Below are 19,044 nucleotides of genomic sequence, written 5' to 3'. Positions count from 1 at the left end.
TCAGACCGCCGTGTTGTGGTCAGCGCGGCCGCGGTCCAGCCGGGCTTCCTCGATGAGTTCCAGCACCTCCGCTGCCTGGACAACACCGATCACGCGGCCGTCATCATCGACGGCGACGCCCAGTCCGGACGGTGCGGAGAGCGCCGCGTCGAGCGCGCGACGCAGTGAATCCCCCCGCCGGTAGAGCGATCCGCCGGGCACCAGATCGGTGCCTGACCGGATCTCCTCCCGCTTGGCCTGAGGCACCCAACCCTGGGGACGGCCGTCGTCGTCCACCGCCAGCGTCCAGGACGAGCCGACCGGAGTATCCGGATCTGCAAGCAGGTGCACCCGGATGGTCTCAACCGGATGGATGGGCACGCCGTCGCCGGCCTGGAAGGAAAGACGGCGGAAGCCGCGGTCCCTGCCTACGAAACCCGCCACGAAATCGTCCACGGGGGCGCGCAGAATTTCTTCCGGCGCCGCGTACTGCGCGAGGCGCCCGCCGGTGGCGAACACCGCGACCCTGTCACCGAGCACGGTGGCCTCGTCGATGTCGTGGGTGACGAAAACGATGGTCTTGGCGAGGTCCCGCTGGAGACGCAGCAGCTCCTCCTGGAGCTCGTGGCGCACCACCGGGTCAACCGCGCTGAAGGGCTCATCCATCAGCAGGATCGGGGGATCCGCAGCGAGCGCCCGGGCAACGCCCACGCGCTGCTGCTGGCCTCCCGACAGCTGGCCCGGATATCTCTTCCCGAGAGCGGAGGCGAGTCCGACGACGTCGAGCAGCTCCGCGGCACGCTTCCGCGCTTCCGGCTTGGAGACGCCGTTGAGCCTCGGCACGGTGGTGATGTTGTCAAGCACGGTGCGGTGCGGCAGCAGACCGGAGGACTGCATCACGTACCCCATGGACCGCCGCAGCTCCGAGGCGCGCTGGGCGGCGATGTCCTGACCGTCGACAAGGATGGATCCGGACGTGGGTTCGACCATCCGGTTGATCATCCGCAGGGAAGTTGTCTTGCCGCATCCCGAGGGGCCGACGAGAACGGTGATGGCTCCGCGGTCGATGTCCATGCTGAGGTTTTCAACAGCTGCCGTGCCGCCGCCGTAATGCTTGGAGACGTTCCGGAAGGAAATCATCGCTTCCGAGCCGGTGCCGCCCGCCGCGCGGAGGGCTGACGCTTCGCCAGTCATGAAACCATGCCTTTCGTCGACAGGAGGCCCGGCTTACGGCCGCTCCCTAGCGATTCCATGCACCCGCGGCGGAAATATCGACGGCGGGAGCGTGGTCTTGTTGAGTCTAGCTAGGCGTTCGTTGCATACAAGCGGTTGTATGGGCTGATCAGAAACTTTGTCGCGAATCGTTAACACGGAACCGGTTCCCTCCCCTGCTCAGCCCTCTCGGAAACGGTTGCGGTAGTCCTTGGACATGGCCGCGTCCCGGGCAAGGCGGTGGAAGCTCCGGGCGTGACGGTGCTGTTCAGCAGCGCTCTGCCGGCGGTGCAGGCTGGCCAGTTCGCGCTGCATCTTGCGGTAGCTGAGCCAGCGACGTTCCTCCAGGAACCCGTGGTCGAGGGCATCCCGGACGGCGCACCCCGGCTCGGCGTCATGGGCGCAGTCGTTGAACCGGCAGCTCAGAAAAAGTTCCTCGATGTCGCCGAACACTGCCTCGAGTCCGCCCTCGGCATCCCACAGTGCAAACCCCCGCAGGCCCGGCGTGTCCATGATCACCGAGCCGGAGCCCAGGGGAATGAGTTCGCGCGCCGTCGTCGTGTGCCGTCCTTTCCCGTCGCCGGCCCGCACCTGCCCCGTGTCCTGCACCGGGGAACCGACGAGCGCGTTGGTCAGGGTCGATTTCCCGGCTCCGGAAGGACCGATGAGCGCCAGTGTGGTGCCGGCCCCGATCCGCGAGTGCAATGCGTCGAGCCCGTCGCCTGCCTCCGCGGACGTGGTGAAGACCTCCACGCCCCGGGAACGCTCGACCGTCTGGGCCACAACGTCATCGAACCTGCTGCTGAGATCGGCTTTGGTCAGGATGACGACAGGTACCGCGCCGGAGTCCCACGCCGCCACGAGGGTCCGCTCAAGCCTGTTGGCCGAGAGCGGCCGGTCCATCGGAACCACCACGCCTACGAGGTCGATGTTGGCGCCGAGGATCTGCGCCTCGGACAGCGGATCGTGGGCACGCTTGCGCTGCAGGGTTGAGTAGCGCGGAAGGACGCCGACGACGGCGGGCGGCGCGGCGCCGTCGTCCTTGTGTGCCAGTGCCACCCAGTCGCCGGTGACGACTGTGCCGTCGCCGTCGACCTGGAGCTGTCCGTTCGCGGTGGCGAGCAGGACCCTGCCGCGGTCCGTGCGTACAGCACGGGCCGGTTCGGGGTGTGACGGTGTGGTGGAGGGAGGAAAGGCGGAGATGAAGAGATCACGGATGCGGTCAGTGAAGCCGTACTGGGTGAGAGTGTCCACAGATGGAGGTCCTCTGAAAGGGCCCCGCCCGTTGCAGGAGATGGAATCAGTGCGGCCGCGGGCGGAAGGCGGGGATGTCGGAAATAACCGGTGGGTGTGCAACAGCGGAATCCGGAATCATCACGTCACCTCCTGCTCCTGGGAACCGCGCCCTGGTGCTCCAGGGCGTACGCGGAAGAGCTTTATAGTAGCGCCCGGCCGGGACTTTGGTAAGAGAGCCGGATCGCCTTGTCCACCAGGTCCACCCGGCGCAGATTGGGAATATCGGCGAGCGGAATCCACGCCGCCTCGTCAGTGGATCCGTCCAGTTCGTGGACGAGCTCCCCCGATACCGGATGCGCACGGTAGACGATCCGCAGCGCATGCAGCGGACGCAGGGACCCGCTCAGGCGGTCTTCCGGATCAATGTGCAGGCTGTCCACGCCGAGAAGCTCATCGAGTTCGACGACGTAACCGGTCTCCTCCAGCACCTCCCGGACTGCCGCGGTGGGCGCGTCCTCACCCAGTTCGAGACCGCCGCCCGGCAGGGTCCACCCGGACCTGCCGTGCTCGTTCCAGTGCGCCAGCAGGATCATCCCATCCCGCACGACGACGGCATACGCACCCACCCGGGTGTCCCATTCCTGCGCCATGGAGGAAGTCTAGACGCGTCAAGATGGCGCGGCAGCGAGCGTATCCTGAACCCATCGATGAAGGGGCGGCAGCGCAATGAGTAACCTCGATGTCCATCCCTCGCCGACGCTCTGCGGGAGTGCGGCGCGGGAAAATTCCGCAGTGGAGCTCTTTCCCGACCGTGAGGTCCCGCTGGGCGGCGTGCGTGCCATGAACGTCAGGCGCACCCTCCCCCAGCGGACGCTGCCCACCATCGGGGCGTGGTGCTTCCTCGACTCCTTTGGCCCCGACCGGACCGCAATGCGCGTCCTGCCGCACCCCCACATCGGCCTCCAGACGGTGACCTGGCCGCTCACCGGCGAGGTTCGACACCGCGACTCGCTCGGGTCGGATGTCCTGGTTCGGCCGGGCGAGCTGAACATCATGACCGCCGGCTCCGGGATCTCGCACTCCGAGTTCAGCCCGGAAGGCGGTGTGCTTGCCGGGCTGCAGCTGTGGGTGGCGCTCCCGGCGTCCGTCGCGTCAGCGCCGCCGTCGTTCGAGCGGCACACGGACCTGCCGGTGATCACCGGACCGAATTACAGCGGCACCGTCCTGGTGGGCACCCTCGCCGGGGCGACCAGCCCAGCCCTGGTGCATACGCCCCTCGTCGGGGCGGAGTTGGTGTCCCGCGGCGGCGGAATGGTGGGGCTCGAACTGGAGGAATCGTTTGAACATGCCGTGCTGGTGCTCGAAGGCACCCTCACCCTTGACGGCGTGACGGTCGAGGCCGGTCCGCTGGCGTATCTGGGCACGGGACGGACGGCACTGCGCGCCGTCGCGTCGCCGGGAGCGCGGTGGCTGCTGCTGGGCGGCGAACCCTTTGCTGAAGAACTGCTGATGTGGTGGAACTTCGTGGGCCGCAGCCACGAGGAAATTGCCCGTGCCCGTCGGGACTGGGAGGACGGCCACCCGCGGTTCGGGACCGTTCAGGGACACGGGGCGGAGCGCATCCCTGCACCCGCCCTCCCCGGCGTCAGGCTGACACCACGACGGCGGCGGCCGCCCCCGGCCGGGCCCGGCGCCTGAGGGTCAGAGACTCCCGGACCGCAGCAGGTAATCCACACCGTGGACGGGATCCACAGCAAGGAAGCGCACCTCGCTGAACCCGTCCTCCCGAAGCCCGCGTGCCAGGAGTTCCTGCAGCCTCGGCTGGTGCACAGCCAGGCCGCCTCCGATGATGACCGGGCTTCGAAGTCCGAGCACCGTTGCAACGTCGCCGACCAGCCCGCGGAGATGCCGGGCTGCCTCGTTGACAATGTCCTCCGCCACGCTGTCCCCGGCACGTGCGGCATCGAAGACCAGATGGGCCTGGCCCGCCCAGTAGCGCCGGCCGTACGATCCGTGGAACAGGGCAATCAGCTCTTCCGGCGCCTGCACCCCGTTGGCCCGAAGGACGGATTCGCCGAGAACGCCGACGGGTTCTGCCCGGTTGTACCGATGGAGGGTTGCCCGCACCGCTTCCCTTGCCACCCAGTAGCCGCTGCCCTCGTCGCCGAGCAGGTATCCCCACCCGCCCGAACGTGCCTGCCTGCCCTTGGCGTCCATCCCCCACGCCACGGAGCCGGTGCCGGCGATGACCGCTATGCCCGTGGAGGCGGCGCCCGCAGCGAGGATGAGCCGCGTGTCATGCACCACGTCTATGCGGGCACCGGGAACCTGCTGGGCGATCAGCACCCGGAGGGCCTCGGCGTCGGAGTCGGTGTCCACGCCGCCGGATCCGGCCACCACCCGGTCCGCGTGGCCGCCCAGCGCAGCGAACAGCTCGGCGAGGTTCCGCGCTGCTTCCTCCGGTGGAACGTTCTGGACGTTGGCGCTGCCGCTCTTCGCCTCCGCCACGGCAACCCCGGCGTTCCAGCGCACCCCGTGGGTCTTGGTTCCGCCGATATCGAGACCGATGACGTCGGGCGCCGCAGGATCCGGCGCGCCGTCAGCAGGTACAGGGGCCGGGGCCTGGAGGCCACCAGGGCCTGCCGGTGCGATGTTTGGCATGGGCACAAGGTTACGCACCCGCCGGTAGGCTGGGGGGATCCCGGCAGGCACGACCGCAGGCAAAGCAGGAGCATCTATGGCGAACAGTGGCAAACCGGCCGGACTGGACCCGGTGGACCGGCGGATCGTGCAGGAGCTGCTGGCCGATGCCCGGATCACCAACGCGCAGCTCGCCGACAAGGTGGGCGTGGCCCCCTCCACTGCGCTGCTGCGGACCCGGCAGCTCGCCGAACGCGGCGTCATCACCGGTTACCACGCCGAAGTGAATCTTGCTGCGATCGGCCGTGCCGTTCAGGCCCTCGTTTCCGTGCAGCTCAAAGGGCACAACCGCGAGGAAATTGACCGGTTCACCTCACGGGTTCCGGCCCTGCCCGAGGTGGTTGCCACCTATCATGTCTCCGGATCGGTGGACTATCTCATCCATCTGGCCGTTGCGGATACCGAGGCGCTCAGGGACTGGGTACTGGACTACCTCACCACCGACCCGGTGGTGGGACACACCGAGACAACACTGGTTTTCAACCGGATGGAAGGCAACGCGGGGCTGCTTCCCGGGTCCGGCTAGATCCAGATCCCCGAGTGCCGCAGGGCCGCTCCGTCGCGGAGCCGGTCCTCGTGTTCACGGTGGTCCCGTGCCGGGTGCTGCCGGGAGGCGAGCCGCTCGCCCGTCCGGACCAGCCGTTGGCCGACGCCGATCAGCAGGGCATCGAACCCCCAGGCGTGTGCTGCGGGTGGGCAAAGCCCGGTGAGAGTTGTCATGGCAGATCTTCTTTTCGCGGATCGGGTGCAGGGAACTGGCCCTGGATAATCGGGAAGGTGTTGAGGTGGATCTGTACCGCTTTGGCATCCGGTGCAGCGTTGCCGTCCGGGCGGTACTTCTCAAAGAGCTCGCGCGCATGGCGCATCAGCTCCGCGGACAGCTCAGCGAGCTGTGCTGACGTGAGGCGTGCGTTGATGGTTGAGATGACCGAGGCATCGAGCCATTCCTCGGGAAGGACCAGTGGACCACGCTCCATGTAGTCCTCCAGCAGTGCGGCGCGGTTGTGGCTGAATTCCCGGTTGACGATGGCGGCAACGTCCCTGGTGCCGGGATCATGCGCCATGTCACTGGAGTACAGGTTGAGGGCGCCGGGCGGACGCTCCCACCACCGCTCACGGGCTGAACCGCGCCCCTCCACTTCCCGCACCAGCTGGTGCCTTGCCAGCTGCCGCAGGTGGTAGCTGGTGGACCCGCTCGATTCCCCGAGCCGGGCCGCGAGCGCGCTGGCGGTCTGCGGTCCGAACTGCGAGAGCGCATTGAGCAACTGGATGCGCAACGGGTGCGTGAGGGCCTTCAGGGCGTTGATATCGACCGTGCGGTCATTTGGTTGCTGCGCTGACTCCATGCAGGAATTCTATAACTGCAAAGAAACGTTTGCAATGGTTTCTTTGCAAACATATCTTTGGGCTAGATGGATGCGGTGACCGGGGTTCTTCCCAAGAGGACAGCCATTCCAACACATCCGGCGGAGACCAGCCCCGCGAACACGGCAACGGCAGCTGCCAGGCCCATCGCATCCGCCGCCAGCCCGAGTCCAAGCACCGGCACAGCGCTTCCGAGGTAGGTGATCACGTACACGGTGCTGATGATCTGCGCATGCTGGGACCCTTCCACCTGCTGCGCCACGGTGTTGAAGACACGGCGGAAAGCAACGCCCTGCCCTGACCCGGCAAGCACCAGGGCGGCGAGCAGGAGCACGACGTTCCCGGTCACGCCGGCGACCGGGATGAGTGCCACCCCGCCCGCCATGACGAGCAGGCCAGGTACGGCCGCTCCGGACCCATGGCCGCCGCGCTGGGGAAAGAGCTGGCTGGCCGCGGAGGCCGCGAGCACCAGTCCGGCGAGCAGGCCGGCCAACGGCCGGCTGTCGTATCCGGTAATGCCTGCGAAGTACGTGGGCGCGAGGCTCAGTGAGAAACCGAACACGGCAAAGCTCAGGAAGCCGACGGCGGCTGCGGACCAGAATGCGCGGCGCGCTGTCCGGGACACTGCCGGGCGGCGGGGCTTCAGCGCGGACAGCGGCCGTGCCGGCGCGGCCGGCCTGATGGCCGGGCGGGCGTCGAGCAGGACCAGCGGAACCAGGAGCAGTCCCAGGAAGGCCGCATAGAGCGCGAACGGAAGCCGCGTGGGATCCGGCAGCAGTGACAGCAGCCCCCCTAGTGCCGGCCCCGCAGCCACTCCCCCTGCCGAGGCCACCAGGGTGAAGCGCGATGCCCATTCAGGACGGTGCGGCAACAGGTCCCGCAGCGCTGCGGAGCTGGCTCCGATAGCGCACGCCACCGCGGCGCCCTGGAGGCAGCGGCCCAGGATGAGCATCGGGAGGGAGGTTGCGCCGCCGAACACTACCGCTCCGAGGATACCCGTCAGCACTGCGAGGACCAGCGCTGCCCGGCGCCCGATGTGATCCGACCAGTGGCCCACCAGGAGGAGCCCGGCCACCAGGGTGAAAACGTAGGCGGCGAAGGCAGCCGTTGTGTGGAAGGCGCTCAGACCGAGCTCGGCACGGATCAGCGGGTAGAGCGGGGTTGCGAGGTTGGCTCCCACCAGCAGGGTGGACATGACGACGACGGCGAGCGCCAGCCGGGTGCGCACCGACGCGTCCCACCGGGGAGACTGCAGAGCTGCAGGACGCATACGCAATTCGCTGATGACGCTCATGCTCACCTTCCGTCGATTCCTACCATTCCTTCTCTTTATGGTGAGTTCTCGCGGTTAGCGTGGAAGTTCAATCGGGCCTACTCTGATCATTGTGCTCAGAACTTGTGGGGGATCCGCCTCTCAGATGGGCTGAACGAGGAGCCGCTCATGCTGGACCATACCGATATCCGCCTTCTGCGTGAGCTGGTGCGCGACCCGCGCTCCCAGGTCAGCCAGCTCAGTGAGTCGCTCGGCATGGCGCGCAACACTGCACAGCCGCGGATGCAGCGGCTGTTCCGCTCCGGCATCCTGCGCCGGAGCGGAAGGGAACTCGACCTCGCGCGCCTGGAGTACGACGTCGTCGCTTTTGTCACCATCGAAGTGACCCACCGCGAGCTGGACGGTGTGATCTCGGCGCTGCGCGTCCTCGACCAGGTCCTCGAGGTGCATGAGATTTCCGGCAGGGGTGATGTGTGGTGCCGGGTTGCCGCGACGGACACGCATCACCTTCAGTCGGCGCTCCGGTCGATCCTGCGCATCAAGGGTGTGATCCGAACGGAAACTGTGCTTGCCCTGCACGAGCACATCCCCTATCGCGTCGAACCCCTGCTTGACCGCCTACTGGTCGAGAAGGCGCAGGGAAGGCCTTCGTCCGGGAACTGAACGGTCTGCGGAAAAGTGCCCCGGTTCTCATCTGAATCTCATGATGTGTGGGGATACTTGAACCATGAAACGGTCGCGGGTCCACACCTGGCTCATCACGGCGGCCACCGCTGGTGCCGTCGTGGCGGTCGGTGTTGCGATGGCCGGATCATTGCGCAGCCCCGCACCGGAAAACCTGGGTCCGGCTGTGGGCGTGACCGATACGCTCCCGCCGGCGCCCCCCGGAACCTCGTCGCCTTCACCGTCGGCGGTGCCCTCACCGCCACCCTCCCCCTCCGTCCCGCCCTCTGCGGTTCCTCCGCCGCCGGCCCCTCAGCCGGAGCCCTCCGATGAGGTGACGGAAGATCCGACCGAAGAGCCTGCACCGCCGCCTGCGGTTGTTCCGGCACCTGCCCCGGTCACCCCGGAGGACGACGACGATGACAACCGCGGACGCGGCCGGGGCGGCGATGGAGACGGTGACAGCGACGACGGTGGGATCGACGATGACTAGGTCCGCCGATGACTAGGTACGACGTCGGCCCTTCCGTTCGCCCCGGTGAAGGCGCCGCCTCTCCTGCCGGGGAACCGCCGCAAACCGAGCCCATCAGGACAGGCCCGCCGCGGTCCCCGGAACCCACCACACTGATCAGGGTCTCGCGGCAGGCGGAGGACGAGGTGCCGGAGGAGGACAGCGCCGAGGAGCCTCCGGCGGGAATCCGGACACGCCTGCGGAGAGTCCTCCGCGGCTACTCCTCGGTGCGCACACGGGTGCTGACGGCAATGCTGGTGCTCAGCGCCCTCGGGCTGCTGCTCGCGGGAGCCACCGCATATGCTCTGCAGCGCAACGACCTCAACAATGACATGGATGACTCGCTGACGCGCAGCTTCCAGGAGTTTGAAACCCTGCTCGCAACCGGCATCGATCCCACTACGCTGGAGCCCTTCGTGGAGGCCGACCAGCTGGTTTACCTGGTGATGCAGCGGACGCTGACGCAGCCCAATGAGGGCATGATGGCGGTGCGCGACGGCCGGGTCATCTACTACGCGAACCAGGAGGTGGAAGTCCGTCTCGAGGATGATCCGGAGCTGGTCCGCTATGTGACGGACGTTGCTCCCCCGGATCTGGTGACCATCCAGTCGGTCGACACGGCCTTCACGAACTACCGCGTGATGGTGGCGCCGGTGATCCTGGCCAGCGACGCCCAACCGACCTACTTTGTGCTCGGATTCGATGCCGACGCCGAGCACCAGCAGGTCAACCGCACGTTCGGGACGTATGCACTGATCAGTATGGCCACGCTGCTGCTGATCGGCGTCGTCGGCTTCCTGCTGGTGGGAAAACTGCTCGATCCGATCCGCAGGGTGCGGACAACCGCGCAGCGCATCACCGAGACCGACCTCTCCCAGCGGATCGAGGTCACCGGTAACGACGATCTTTCCGACCTCACCCGCACCGTCAATGCCATGCTCGACCGGCTGGAAGGCTCCTTCGTCTCCCAGCGCAGGCTGCTCGACGACGTCGGGCATGAACTGCGGACGCCGATCACCATCATCCAGGGCCATCTGGAGCTCCAGGATTCCGGGGACCCCCAGGATGTGCAGGCGGTGCGTGATATCGCCCTGGACGAGCTGGACCGTATGCGGCTGCTGGTCGATGACCTGGTCACCCTCGCCGGCATCGCCGGACCTGACTTCGTGCGCCCGGAACCGGTGAACCTCGGCAGGCTCACCGACGACGTGATGGACAAGGTGCGCACCCTAGGCGCGCGCCGCTGGATCATCGACGGACGGGCCGAAGCAATCGCCGTGCTGGACGCCCGCCGCATCACGCAGGCCTGGCTGCAGCTGGCAGCCAACTCGGTGAAGTTCACGGAGGAAGGAACCACCATCGCAATCGGTTCCCGCAAGGACGACGAGGGCGTGCACCTCTGGGTGCGTGACGAGGGCGTCGGGATCGCCCGCGAGGACCAGTTGCGCATCTTCGAGCGTTTCGAGCGCGGCGCAAGCAGCAAACGCACTGAGGGTGCCGGCCTGGGACTCACGATCGTCAGCGCAATCACCGAGGCGCACGGCGGCGAGGTTGAACTTCAGTCGGCGCCGGGACGGGGTGCGACGTTCACGATGGTGATCCCCCCGCTGCCTGCGCCGTCCGCTTCCGCGCGGCCTGCAGCGCCCGCCAGGAAGCCGTCAGGACCCACGGAACCGGAGACACAGTCATGAGCAAGATCCTGATCGTCGAGGATGAAGACCGCATCAGCTCGTTCGTGGCGAAGGGCCTGCGCGCTGCCGGCTACGTCCCTACCGTCGCGGGCAACGGACGGGACGGCTACAACCTAGCCCAGACCGGTGACTTCGAACTGATTGTGCTGGATCTCGGGCTGCCTGACCAGGACGGATTCACCGTCCTGCGGCGGCTCCGAGAGTCCAGGAATACGACGCCGGTGATCATCCTTTCGGCGCGCAGCTCGGTCGACGACACGGTGGCCGGTCTTGAAGGAGGGGCGGACGACTACATGTCCAAGCCGTTCCGGTTCGAGGAGCTGCTTGCGAGGGTACGGCTGCGGCTGCGGCAGGAAGCTCCGTCTGCGGACAACTCGGTCCTTTCGCACAGCGATCTGCAGCTGGACCTCAGATCCCGCAGGGCTCTGGTGAACGGCAGGGAGGTGGATCTTTCAGCGCGGGAATTCGCGCTGGCGGAGGCATTTCTGCGCAACCCCGGGCAGGTGCTGAGCCGGGAACAGCTGCTCTCCCGTGTGTGGGGCTATGACTTTGACCCCGGTTCCAACGTGGTGGACGTGTACGTGCGGTACCTGCGGAACAAACTGGGTGCCGAGCGTTTCGCAACAGTTCGCGGTATGGGCTACCGGCTGGTCGCCGACGATTCCTGAGGCGCACGCCTCCGGTTCCCTTACCGGAGGCCGGGCAGAAAAAGGGCGGACCCGGATGCGGTTGGGGGAAACGCACCCGGGTCCTTCGGAGGTGGCCGGTCGGGCAGAAGGTGCCCTGCACAACCACGGGTCCGGTAGCTCAAGCATGACGCCGCAATGTGAGAGATACAGGAAACGGGGATGAGAAAACTCTCATGAAACTTCGGGTTCCATGCCACTGTGCACGTCCAGGAAAGCCTCGGCCGCCTGTAACCGTCCGAGTGCCCCGGCGCGCCGGCCGCCGGCCTGCTGCCCACGGGTGTTCCTCGCTCCCGCAATCAGGGTCAGGGCTACGCCCGCTGCACGCGCCCGGAGCGCTGCAGGATCCACGTGTTCCTCAAAGGCCTCCTGAAAACGCCTTACAGCGTCCGGAACGTGGTGATAGCGTTCGTCAACACTCGGCAGGACCGCAAGGTGCGCGAGGAAACATCCCAGGTCGTCCACCAGATGGCCCGGTCCCACAGCATCCAGGTCAAGAACTCCTGTGATGCCGCCGTCGGCCACCAGGAGGTTCCCCTCATGGAAATCGCCGTGGGTGGCGACTATGGGGCCGGCGGGTGCAGACCGGACCAGCTCCTCGACCCGCAGGGCCAGTCGCGTGATCCGCGCTGATTCCTCCGGCAGGGCGGCCACCGCTGCGCGGGCGTAGTCCCGGACTCGTGCCGACCAGGGCTGCTTTTCCGGGAGCTCAAGGGCTGTTCTCGGAAAACGGTCCAGAAGATCGATAAGGACCCGAGGGCGGACTTCGGCTGCGCCGTTCACCATGAACCGCTGCGCCAGGGGCGTTCCGGCAGCGGGCATGGTCACGAGAACGTCGGCGACGGGCGAGGCGACGGGCTGGGGCGCAGGAAGTCCTGCGCTGATCAGCTGGTCGTGACGCCGGCGGAGTGCGGCGGCGCCGCCCGCCGGCAGCACCTTCAGGTAGCGCGTCTCCCCTGCGCCCTCCGCCCGCAGCACGGCCCGCCTCATGGGACGGTAGCCCAGGGTTGTCAGGCCGGCGGCGCGGACGCCGAAGAGCGCAGGGCCGACAGAATGCGGGTCACATGCCCAGCCGAGCCCGGGAAGGAGCGGGTCGTGGGGGTGGCTCCACACCAGGAGCGCTGTTCCGCCGGGTCCGGCGAGCCGTACTGAGCGTGGAAAGTCCCCTGCAACCCTTCTGGTGGTTACGCACAGGAACCCTTCGACGGAACCTCCCGCCATCCCATACCGGAGCGCATAGATCCCGGTAACGCCGGCGCCCGGGCGGTGGTGAAGACCGCGCAGTTCCCAATGCTCCAGCGGACCGGCCAGCGCCGTGGCAGCTTCTTCCAGAACCGCTCCCATGCCGGAGCCTTCCAGCAGCGCAAGCTCGTCCGCTTCCGACACCGTGCGGGCGGCCGACGGGCTACGCGCGGCGGCGCTGAAGGATGTCGTCCAGGTTCATCCGGGGCGCGGAAGGGGTCTCCACTGCCGGAGCAGCGGCACCGTTCTTGATCGGCGTCTTGACCTGCGGCTTGGGTGCTTCGGGGAGGTCCAGCGGAGCCGGATCTTCCCGGTCTGCCTTCGGCGCTTCAACGTAGGTGGGTTTGGGTACGTCCACGGGCTGCCAGGGTGCACCGGTGCCGGCCGGCTTCTCTCCGGATTCGGCAGCGACGGCGAGCGCCGCCGCCCGCAGTTCAGCGGCAGTGAACTGGACGGGGGCGGCCTCGGGGGTGCCGGCGTCGTTGTTTGCGTTCTCTTCCTTCGCCGCGGAGCCTCCGGTCTCTTCCGCGTTGAAGAGCCTCGTGGGCCGCTGCACAGCCGGAGCCGGCGCCACCGTCGGAGACGCTGATGTTTGAACGGCTGCGGGCGCCTGGCGTTCCACCCGACGACGGCGGCCGCGAACAGCGAGCGTACGCAGCACCGCAACGCTTGCGACGGCGAGGAGCAGCGCCGCAACGGGAACGATGGAGGGTACCAGCCCGGTGACGGCAAGCACCGAGGTGACCAGCGCAGCGGCCAGGGAGACCGTTCCGACTGCGGCAAGCGTGAGCCGCCCCCACCGGATCTTCAGCTTCGGAGCCTGGTCTGCCTTGCGTGGGGAACCGGTGCCCGCATGCCCTGCAGTCGCTGGTGCGGATGAGGGCTGAAGTTCGTCGGCGGCGGACATGGTCATGACGCTCCTTTGGAACCCGGCGTCACCGGATGTGATGCCTGGACGTGGGATGGAGGCGGATCCGTGCACCGTGAGGGGTTGCCGGTTCCGCAGAAGGTAGGGAGCGACCCAAATGAGCCAGAGCCCGACGATGGCCGCCAGTACAACTGAGCTGTTCAGAGAGAAGTCCACGTACAAAACGTTATGAGCAGATGGGGGTTCGGGCCCTCATTCACCGCGGTGTGTCCGGTTCCGAATCGGGAACTTCGTGGCTAGGCCCGCGGAGCTGACTCCCGCCACCGGCGCAGGAGCCCTCCCGGGATCTCCTCGGCGGTGAGCGCGAAGGACCGGTGGTCAGCCCACGAACCCGCGATATGAAGGTAGGCCCTGCGGATTCCCTCGTCCCGGAAACCGAGTTTGCGCACCACCTGGAGGCTCGCTTCATTCTCCGGCCGGATATTGATCTCCATCCGGTGCAGGCCGAGTTCCCGGAAGCAGTAGTCCGTGGCGAGGGCGACCGCCGTGGGGGCGATTCCCCTGCCCGCGCGCTCCCTGTCCACCCAGTACCCCAGCGTCGCTGTCAGCGCTGAGCCCCAGATGATGCCCGAGACGGTGAGCTGGCCGACCATGACCGGCCGCCTGGTCCCCTCCCGGCGCTCGGCGATCACGAACGGCAGCGCGCTGCAGGAGCGGACCTGCGCGTTCAGCGCACGGACCATCTCGTTGTACGACGGCAGATAACCCCCCGGCGCCGGATTCGACGCTTCCCACGGCGCCAGCCAATCGGCGTTGCGCTGGCGCAGTTCCATCCATTCCCGCTTGTCGCGGTGACGGAGCGGACGAAGGAGGATGTTGCCGGCCTCAAGGGTGACCGGCCAGGCGAACCGGCCCCACATGTCGGTGTTTAGCCGTCGAGGGAGGCGGTGAACTCCTGCAGCCACTTGCGCAGGTCCGGTCCGAGGTCGTCACGCTCGGAGGACAGCGTGACCACAGCCTTCAGGTAGCTCAGCTTGTCCCCGGTGTCATACCGACGGCCACGGAAGACCACACCGTACACGCCGGAGCCTTCGCCCTCTGCAGCAGCAAGCGTCTGCAGGGCATCGGTCAGCTGGATCTCGCCGCCGCGTCCCGGACCTGTTTCCTCCAGGACGTCGAAGACCCGCGGGTGAAGTACGTAACGGCCGATGAGCGCCAGGTTGGAGGGCGCCTCGTCTGCGGCAGGCTTCTCCACCAGCTCGTTGACGCGCACATAGTCCTCGCCGTCGATCGGGGAGATGTCCGCACAGCCGTAGGAGCTGATCTGATCCGGGTCAACCTCGATCAGGGCGATCACGGACCCGCCGGTCTTCGCCTGGACGTCGATCATGGTTTCGAGCAGCACATCCCGCTCATCGATCAGGTCATCACCGAGCAGGACGGCAAAGGGCTCAGCTCCGACGTGGAGGCGCGCACGCAGCACTGCGTGCCCGAGGCCCTTGGGATCACCCTGGCGCAGGTAGTGGATATCGCCGAGCTCCGAGGCGCGGCGGACGGAGGCCAGCTTCTCGAGATCGCCCTTCGCTTCCAGGGTCTGCTCGATGAACGGCACCCGGTCGAAGTGATCCTCAAGCGACCTCTTGTTGCGCCCGGTGATCATGAGGATGTTGTCGATGCCTGCACCCACAGCTTCCTCGACCACGTACTGGATGGCAGGCCGGTCCACGACCGGCAGCATTTCCTTGGGCATTGCCTTGGTGGCCGGCAGGAACCTTGTACCCAGGCCCGCAGCGGGAATGACGGCCTTGTTCACTCTTGGTCGCTCAGTCATGCCACCACAGTACAGAATTGGCCGCCAATCCGACGCACGTGCTACGCCGGGTACTAGCGGTACAGTGCCACCATGGACTCCCCCGCACCCCTGCCGAGCCCCGTATCCACCCCCACATCCCGCAAGGAGGAACTGCGGCAGACGCTCCGGGAGCGGCGTCGCCGGCTTTCGGGGCAGGAGCAGCACACCGCCGCCGCCGCCCTCGCGGACCAGGTGCTCCGATGGCTGCAGGCCGCTCCGGGCACCGGATGTATCGCCGCCTACCTGTCCGTGCCGCCTGAGCCCGGCACCGGTGAACTGCTGCCGGCCCTGATCGAGGCTGGCTACGACGTCGTGGTACCGGTGTGCGAAGCGCAGTACCAACTGAGCTGGGTGAGCTGGAAGCCGGGCGTCGAGCTCGCCAAAAGCCCGCGGGCACCCCTGTGGGAGCCGGTTGGGGAGCGCCGGCATTTCACCGCCGTGATGCCGTTCCGGCTGGTGCTGGTGCCGGGGCTCGGCATGGATGTGCGGGGAAACAGGATCGGCCAGGGCGGCGGCTACTACGACCGCTTCCTCGCGCAGCTGCGCCTTGAGCAGCCCGACGCCGACAGGCTGGGCTACGTGTACGACGAGGAACTGCTCGCTCCCGGCATCATCGAAACCACACCGCTCGACATGCCACTGAACGGTGTCTTCACCCCGTCCGGCCTTCACAGCGTGGGCTGAGGGTCGTTTCCGCGCCAGCTCCGCACCAGCGAAGGAAGCAGTGTAGAATTGGCACTCGGAAGGGTGGAGTGCCAAGGTTCTGCAGACACTCGGCAACGGACCCGTCCACGAACAGCGCTTCTCCAGGAGGATTGTCGATGCCTACATATGCCTACGCTTGCAGGGACTGCGGCCACGCCTTCGATGTCCAGCAATCATTTTCAGATGACTCCCTGACGGTCTGCCCCGAGTGTGAGGGCCTGCTGCGCAAGAAGTTCAACAGCGTAGGCGTGGTCTTCAAGGGTTCCGGCTTCTACCGGACAGACTCACGCTCCTCGTCCTCGTCGGTTGAACCCGGCACTGCTTCCAAGTCGGCCCCGGCAGCCACGGGTGCAGAGGGCAAAGCAGCGACCTCCTCGACGTCCTCCTCCGGAGCATCCGGGAAGGCAGCAGCCGCGGCCGCCACGTCTGCCTGACGCCGCCACGCCCGCCTGACTCGGGGCGGGTTGTCCACATACGGCGGATTCCCACGCCGCTGAGATCGCAGTGATCCTAGCGTTGAGGCATGCCTGAACCAGCAAACACCTGCGCCCGGTTGCAGAGTCGCCTCCACGCCTTTCTATTCCGCAAACGCCGTCTTCTGGCGGCCGCCTTCCTCTGCGCAGCCGCCGGATTCGCCGTCGAAGCGCTGCTGCCCCCTGAACCCGAGACCGTGCAGGTGGTCGCCGCGTCATCGGACCTTCCGGTCGGCACGGTGCTGGCACCGGAGCAACTCGCCATGGTGGAGCTGCCCGGCGCTGCCGTCCCGGAACACTCCTTTGACTCGTTCGAGCTGGTGGCAGGGCAGCAACTCGCCACCCCCGTCTACGCCGGTGATGTGCTCGCCGAGAACTTCCTGGTGGGGGCCGGGCTCCTTGCCGGCAGTCCGGAGGGCACTGTCGCTGTGCCGCTGCGTCCTGCTGACGCCTCCACCGTGCAGCTTCTCTCCGCAGGGCAGCGTGTCGATGTGGTGCTCAGCACGGGTAACGGGTTTGAAGTATCGGCGAAGAACACGGTTCTCGCCCGAGGGCTGCCGGTGCTGTGGACGTCAGAGGAATCGGGCACGGGACCGTTCAGCGCGCCGCAGGGTGCCGAAGACGGCCTGGTGGTGGTTGCAGCCGCTCCGGATGAAGCCGCTGCTCTGGCGGGAGCCTCAAGCAGCGGTCAGGTCCACCTCGTTCTGACTGCCGCGTCCGGGGACTAGCGGTTCAGAGTCGCTGGCGCCCCTTGGTCATAGAACGCACCTCGCGTGCTAGCTCCAGTGCGGCGGCTTCTGCTCCTTCAGCCACTCGTCGTGGTTGCCGTCTTCTTCATTCCAGGAGCGCGGGTCATCCTCGGCGGCGCGCTGCGGAATCACGTCACCATGGGGTGCGGTACTGGTGGTTTCGGCGGAACTTGGCTGCGCCGCCGCAGGCTCGGCCGGCGTGTCCTCCGCCGCGCTGTCTCCCGTGGGTCTTCCTTCGGATTCTCCGCTGTTCCCGGTTCCGGGTTCCATGGTTGCCCCGCTTCCTTCCCGTGGCCCCTGCGCGCCGCTGCGCGCAATCTCCCGGCCGTTGTGCTCCAGGCCAAGATACCCCGAAATCAGTTCGGCGCAGCCCTCCGGATCGGTAAACACCTCAATGGTCCACAGCGGCATATAACGCCAGCCCATGCGTTCGAGCAGTTGGGGGCGCAGCCTGCTGCGCTCCCGCACGCTCATGCTCCGGTAGCGGTCGGAACCGTCGGACTCGATGGCTACGGGAGGAATGAACAGCTCAGGTTCGTCGTCGGTGGCAGGCACGCCTGTCCCGGCCCCCGCCACGATGTCCAGTACGCCGTCGTAGTTGCTGCGGACAGCCGCTCCCCGGTAGCGCAGCCGCTCCACAAGATCCGCGACCAGCGGATCCTGGTTGGCGGCATCACCATCGGCGGACGAGGCCTGCGCTGCGTCCCCGGAAAGTTCCATGCGCAGGAGTTCGTAGAAGTCCAGTGCGCCGTGTCCCAGCCGTTCCGGATCCAGATCACCGGGCTGGAAACAGGTCAGTACGTGAAGGCGGTACCTGGCGCGGGTCATGGCCGTGACAAACTTCCCGCGGCCGTCCGGAGCCGAGAGCGGCCCGAAGTTGTGCAGCGCACGTCCGTGCGGCGTCCGTCCGAATCCCAGCGAGAAAATCACGGCGTCGCGGGTAAGCCCTGCAGCGCGGTCCACCGGGACCACCCGGAAGGACTCGTTGCCGGGTTTGAAGAAATCCGCCGCCCACGGAGCGTCGGCCATGAAGAGCCGTACAGCTTCACCCACGCGCTGGGCATGGCGGGCGCTCGCGGTGACAACGGCCAGCGAGTAACTCGGCCGGTGCCGGATGTGTTCGAAGACGAGGTCCACAACGCGGGTTACCTCCGCGGCCACGCTCTCGACGCCGTCGTGATCCGAGCTCGGCATGCCGGTTCCGTCCGGCAGGTACTCAACCCTGAAGGGGCGCTCCAGCCCGGTGATCTCAGAACCGGAAGGCAGCCGTGTCAGCTCGCCGTCATAGAAACGTTCGCTGAGGAAGTCCGACAGATCCTTGTCCACCCCGCGGTAGACATCCCGCAGGGCCAGTGAAGGCAATACCGCGGCGAGCGCCCGGTAGGCGCTCGGAAGGTGCTCGGGCGCATTGCGGCGCTCGTCCCCCACCGACACGGTGAAGCTGCGCGGGCCGCCGAGCCGGTCATCGCCGAACGCGATGACCTGCCGTGAACGTGCCAGCGCCGGCACCACCGACTGCAGGGAAATCGATTCTGCATCCAGCACAATCACGGCGTCGAACGTCTTGTCCTGCGGCAGGACCAGCGGAAGGACGAGTGGGCTTGCAGCCCAGACCGGCATGAGCGCGGTCACCAGTTCATCGGCCTGTGCGCTCAGCGCTTCAAGGCCCGGCTCGCCTTCCTTCAGCAGGCCGCGCAGCTGTTCCGCTTCGGCCGGCATCGTCTCGAGCGCAGCCCGCCACCGCTCGGCCAACGCCCAGCGGATGCGGCCGGCGCCCGAGGCCACATGTGCGTTGTCAGCCAGCCGGTACTCCGCCTCCAGCGTGCGCAGGCTCGCGCC

Annotated in this window: 20 protein-coding genes and 1 pseudogene; 9 read left to right on the top strand and 12 right to left on the bottom strand. The window is 67.2% G+C overall.

The annotated features are described in order from the left end of the window. The 3 genes from X803_RS20780 to X803_RS0116450 form a co-directional block, all read right to left on the bottom strand. Window positions 1-1,119, bottom strand: a complete 1,119-nt coding sequence (locus tag X803_RS20780; RefSeq protein ID WP_035779561.1) for an ABC transporter ATP-binding protein — start codon at window positions 1,117-1,119, stop codon at window positions 1-3. Between the two features lie 252 nt (window positions 1,120-1,371). After that, on the bottom strand, window positions 1,372-2,445 hold the full coding sequence (gene rsgA, locus X803_RS20775; protein WP_051470850.1) for a ribosome small subunit-dependent GTPase A: 1,074 nt from the start codon (window positions 2,443-2,445) through the stop codon (window positions 1,372-1,374). Window positions 2,446-2,627: 182 nt separating this feature from the next. Beyond that, on the bottom strand, window positions 2,628-3,077 hold the full coding sequence (locus X803_RS0116450; RefSeq protein WP_026545986.1) for an NUDIX hydrolase: 450 nt from the start codon (window positions 3,075-3,077) through the stop codon (window positions 2,628-2,630). A 76-nt stretch (window positions 3,078-3,153) separates the two neighbouring features. On the opposite strand from X803_RS0116450, the gene X803_RS0116445 reads away from it, so the two are divergent. Then, complete coding sequence (locus X803_RS0116445) at window positions 3,154-4,125, top strand: pirin family protein (protein WP_026545985.1); 972 nt, start codon at window positions 3,154-3,156, stop codon at window positions 4,123-4,125. Window positions 4,126-4,128: 3 nt separating this feature from the next. Here X803_RS0116445 and X803_RS0116440 read toward each other — a convergent pair whose 3' ends face one another. Continuing rightward, entirely contained in the window at window positions 4,129-5,088 is a 960-nt protein-coding gene (locus tag X803_RS0116440) for an N-acetylglucosamine kinase (protein WP_026545984.1), read from the bottom strand. A gap of 76 nt (window positions 5,089-5,164) precedes the next feature. Between X803_RS0116440 and X803_RS0116435 the strand changes: the two genes are divergently transcribed. Further along, window positions 5,165-5,653: an Lrp/AsnC family transcriptional regulator gene (locus tag X803_RS0116435; RefSeq protein WP_026545983.1), complete on the top strand. Its 489-nt coding sequence runs from the start codon at window positions 5,165-5,167 to the stop codon at window positions 5,651-5,653. Here the strand turns inward: X803_RS0116435 and X803_RS0116430 are convergent. From X803_RS0116430 to X803_RS0116420, 3 genes are all read right to left on the bottom strand, one after another. Next, on the bottom strand, window positions 5,650-5,847 hold the full coding sequence (locus tag X803_RS0116430) for a hypothetical protein (protein ID WP_026545982.1): 198 nt from the start codon (window positions 5,845-5,847) through the stop codon (window positions 5,650-5,652). The genes X803_RS0116435 and X803_RS0116430 overlap by 4 nt on opposite strands. Beyond that, the gene (locus X803_RS20770) at window positions 5,844-6,473 is read right to left on the bottom strand and encodes a winged helix-turn-helix domain-containing protein (protein ID WP_051470849.1); all 630 of its coding nucleotides are present in this window, start codon (window positions 6,471-6,473) and stop codon (window positions 5,844-5,846) included. The genes X803_RS0116430 and X803_RS20770 overlap by 4 nt, the downstream gene beginning before the upstream one ends. A gap of 62 nt (window positions 6,474-6,535) precedes the next feature. After that, complete coding sequence (locus X803_RS0116420; RefSeq protein WP_035779538.1) at window positions 6,536-7,786, bottom strand: MFS transporter; 1,251 nt, start codon at window positions 7,784-7,786, stop codon at window positions 6,536-6,538. A 147-nt stretch (window positions 7,787-7,933) separates the two neighbouring features. Between X803_RS0116420 and X803_RS0116415 the strand changes: the two genes are divergently transcribed. The 4 genes from X803_RS0116415 to X803_RS0116400 all read left to right on the top strand — a co-directional run bounded on the left by X803_RS0116415 (window position 7,934) and on the right by X803_RS0116400 (window position 11,298). Then, window positions 7,934-8,428: an Lrp/AsnC family transcriptional regulator gene (locus X803_RS0116415; protein WP_051470848.1), complete on the top strand. Its 495-nt coding sequence runs from the start codon at window positions 7,934-7,936 to the stop codon at window positions 8,426-8,428. A gap of 64 nt (window positions 8,429-8,492) precedes the next feature. Continuing rightward, complete coding sequence (locus tag X803_RS21180) at window positions 8,493-8,921, top strand: hypothetical protein (RefSeq protein WP_026545979.1); 429 nt, start codon at window positions 8,493-8,495, stop codon at window positions 8,919-8,921. An 8-nt stretch (window positions 8,922-8,929) separates the two neighbouring features. Beyond that, window positions 8,930-10,630: a sensor histidine kinase gene (locus tag X803_RS0116405; protein WP_084033876.1), complete on the top strand. Its 1,701-nt coding sequence runs from the start codon at window positions 8,930-8,932 to the stop codon at window positions 10,628-10,630. Next, window positions 10,627-11,298, top strand: coding sequence for a response regulator transcription factor (locus tag X803_RS0116400; protein ID WP_026545977.1), 672 nt, complete (start codon window positions 10,627-10,629; stop codon window positions 11,296-11,298). Before X803_RS0116405 ends, X803_RS0116400 begins: the two co-directional genes overlap by 4 nt. A gap of 192 nt (window positions 11,299-11,490) precedes the next feature. Here the strand turns inward: X803_RS0116400 and X803_RS20760 are convergent, their stop codons facing one another. From X803_RS20760 to galU, 4 genes are all read right to left on the bottom strand, one after another. Next, window positions 11,491-12,660, bottom strand: a complete 1,170-nt coding sequence (locus X803_RS20760; RefSeq protein ID WP_162149243.1) for a phosphotransferase — start codon at window positions 12,658-12,660, stop codon at window positions 11,491-11,493. A gap of 61 nt (window positions 12,661-12,721) precedes the next feature. After that, window positions 12,722-13,471, bottom strand: a complete 750-nt coding sequence (locus X803_RS0116390; RefSeq protein WP_156930105.1) for a hypothetical protein — start codon at window positions 13,469-13,471, stop codon at window positions 12,722-12,724. Window positions 13,472-13,722: 251 nt separating this feature from the next. Continuing rightward, the gene (locus X803_RS0116385; protein WP_026545975.1) at window positions 13,723-14,346 is read right to left on the bottom strand and encodes a GNAT family N-acetyltransferase; all 624 of its coding nucleotides are present in this window, start codon (window positions 14,344-14,346) and stop codon (window positions 13,723-13,725) included. Window positions 14,347-14,354: 8 nt separating this feature from the next. Next, window positions 14,355-15,257, bottom strand: a complete 903-nt coding sequence (gene galU / locus X803_RS0116380; RefSeq protein ID WP_026545974.1) for a UTP--glucose-1-phosphate uridylyltransferase GalU — start codon at window positions 15,255-15,257, stop codon at window positions 14,355-14,357. Window positions 15,258-15,329: 72 nt separating this feature from the next. Here galU and X803_RS0116375 point away from each other — a divergent pair, with 72 nt between their 5' ends. The 3 genes from X803_RS0116375 to cpaB all read left to right on the top strand — a co-directional run bounded on the left by X803_RS0116375 (window position 15,330) and on the right by cpaB (window position 17,184). Next, window positions 15,330-15,962: a 5-formyltetrahydrofolate cyclo-ligase gene (locus X803_RS0116375; protein ID WP_051470846.1), complete on the top strand. Its 633-nt coding sequence runs from the start codon at window positions 15,330-15,332 to the stop codon at window positions 15,960-15,962. A 137-nt stretch (window positions 15,963-16,099) separates the two neighbouring features. After that, a complete protein-coding gene (locus tag X803_RS0116370; RefSeq protein WP_026545972.1) occupies window positions 16,100-16,417 on the top strand; it encodes an FmdB family zinc ribbon protein in 318 nt (105 codons plus the stop codon). Window positions 16,418-16,506: 89 nt separating this feature from the next. Further along, window positions 16,507-17,184: a Flp pilus assembly protein CpaB gene (cpaB, locus tag X803_RS0116365; protein WP_051470845.1), complete on the top strand. Its 678-nt coding sequence runs from the start codon at window positions 16,507-16,509 to the stop codon at window positions 17,182-17,184. Between the two features lie 48 nt (window positions 17,185-17,232). Here the strand turns inward: cpaB and X803_RS20755 are convergent. Beyond that, a pseudogene (locus X803_RS20755) lies at window positions 17,233-19,044 on the bottom strand (AAA family ATPase); the annotation flags it as partial.

This window comes from Arthrobacter sp. 35/47 (assembly GCF_000520475.1).
GTDB lineage: Bacteria > Actinomycetota > Actinomycetes > Actinomycetales > Micrococcaceae > Arthrobacter_D > Arthrobacter_D subterraneus.
This window is presented reverse-complemented; position numbering and strand designations above follow the sequence as displayed.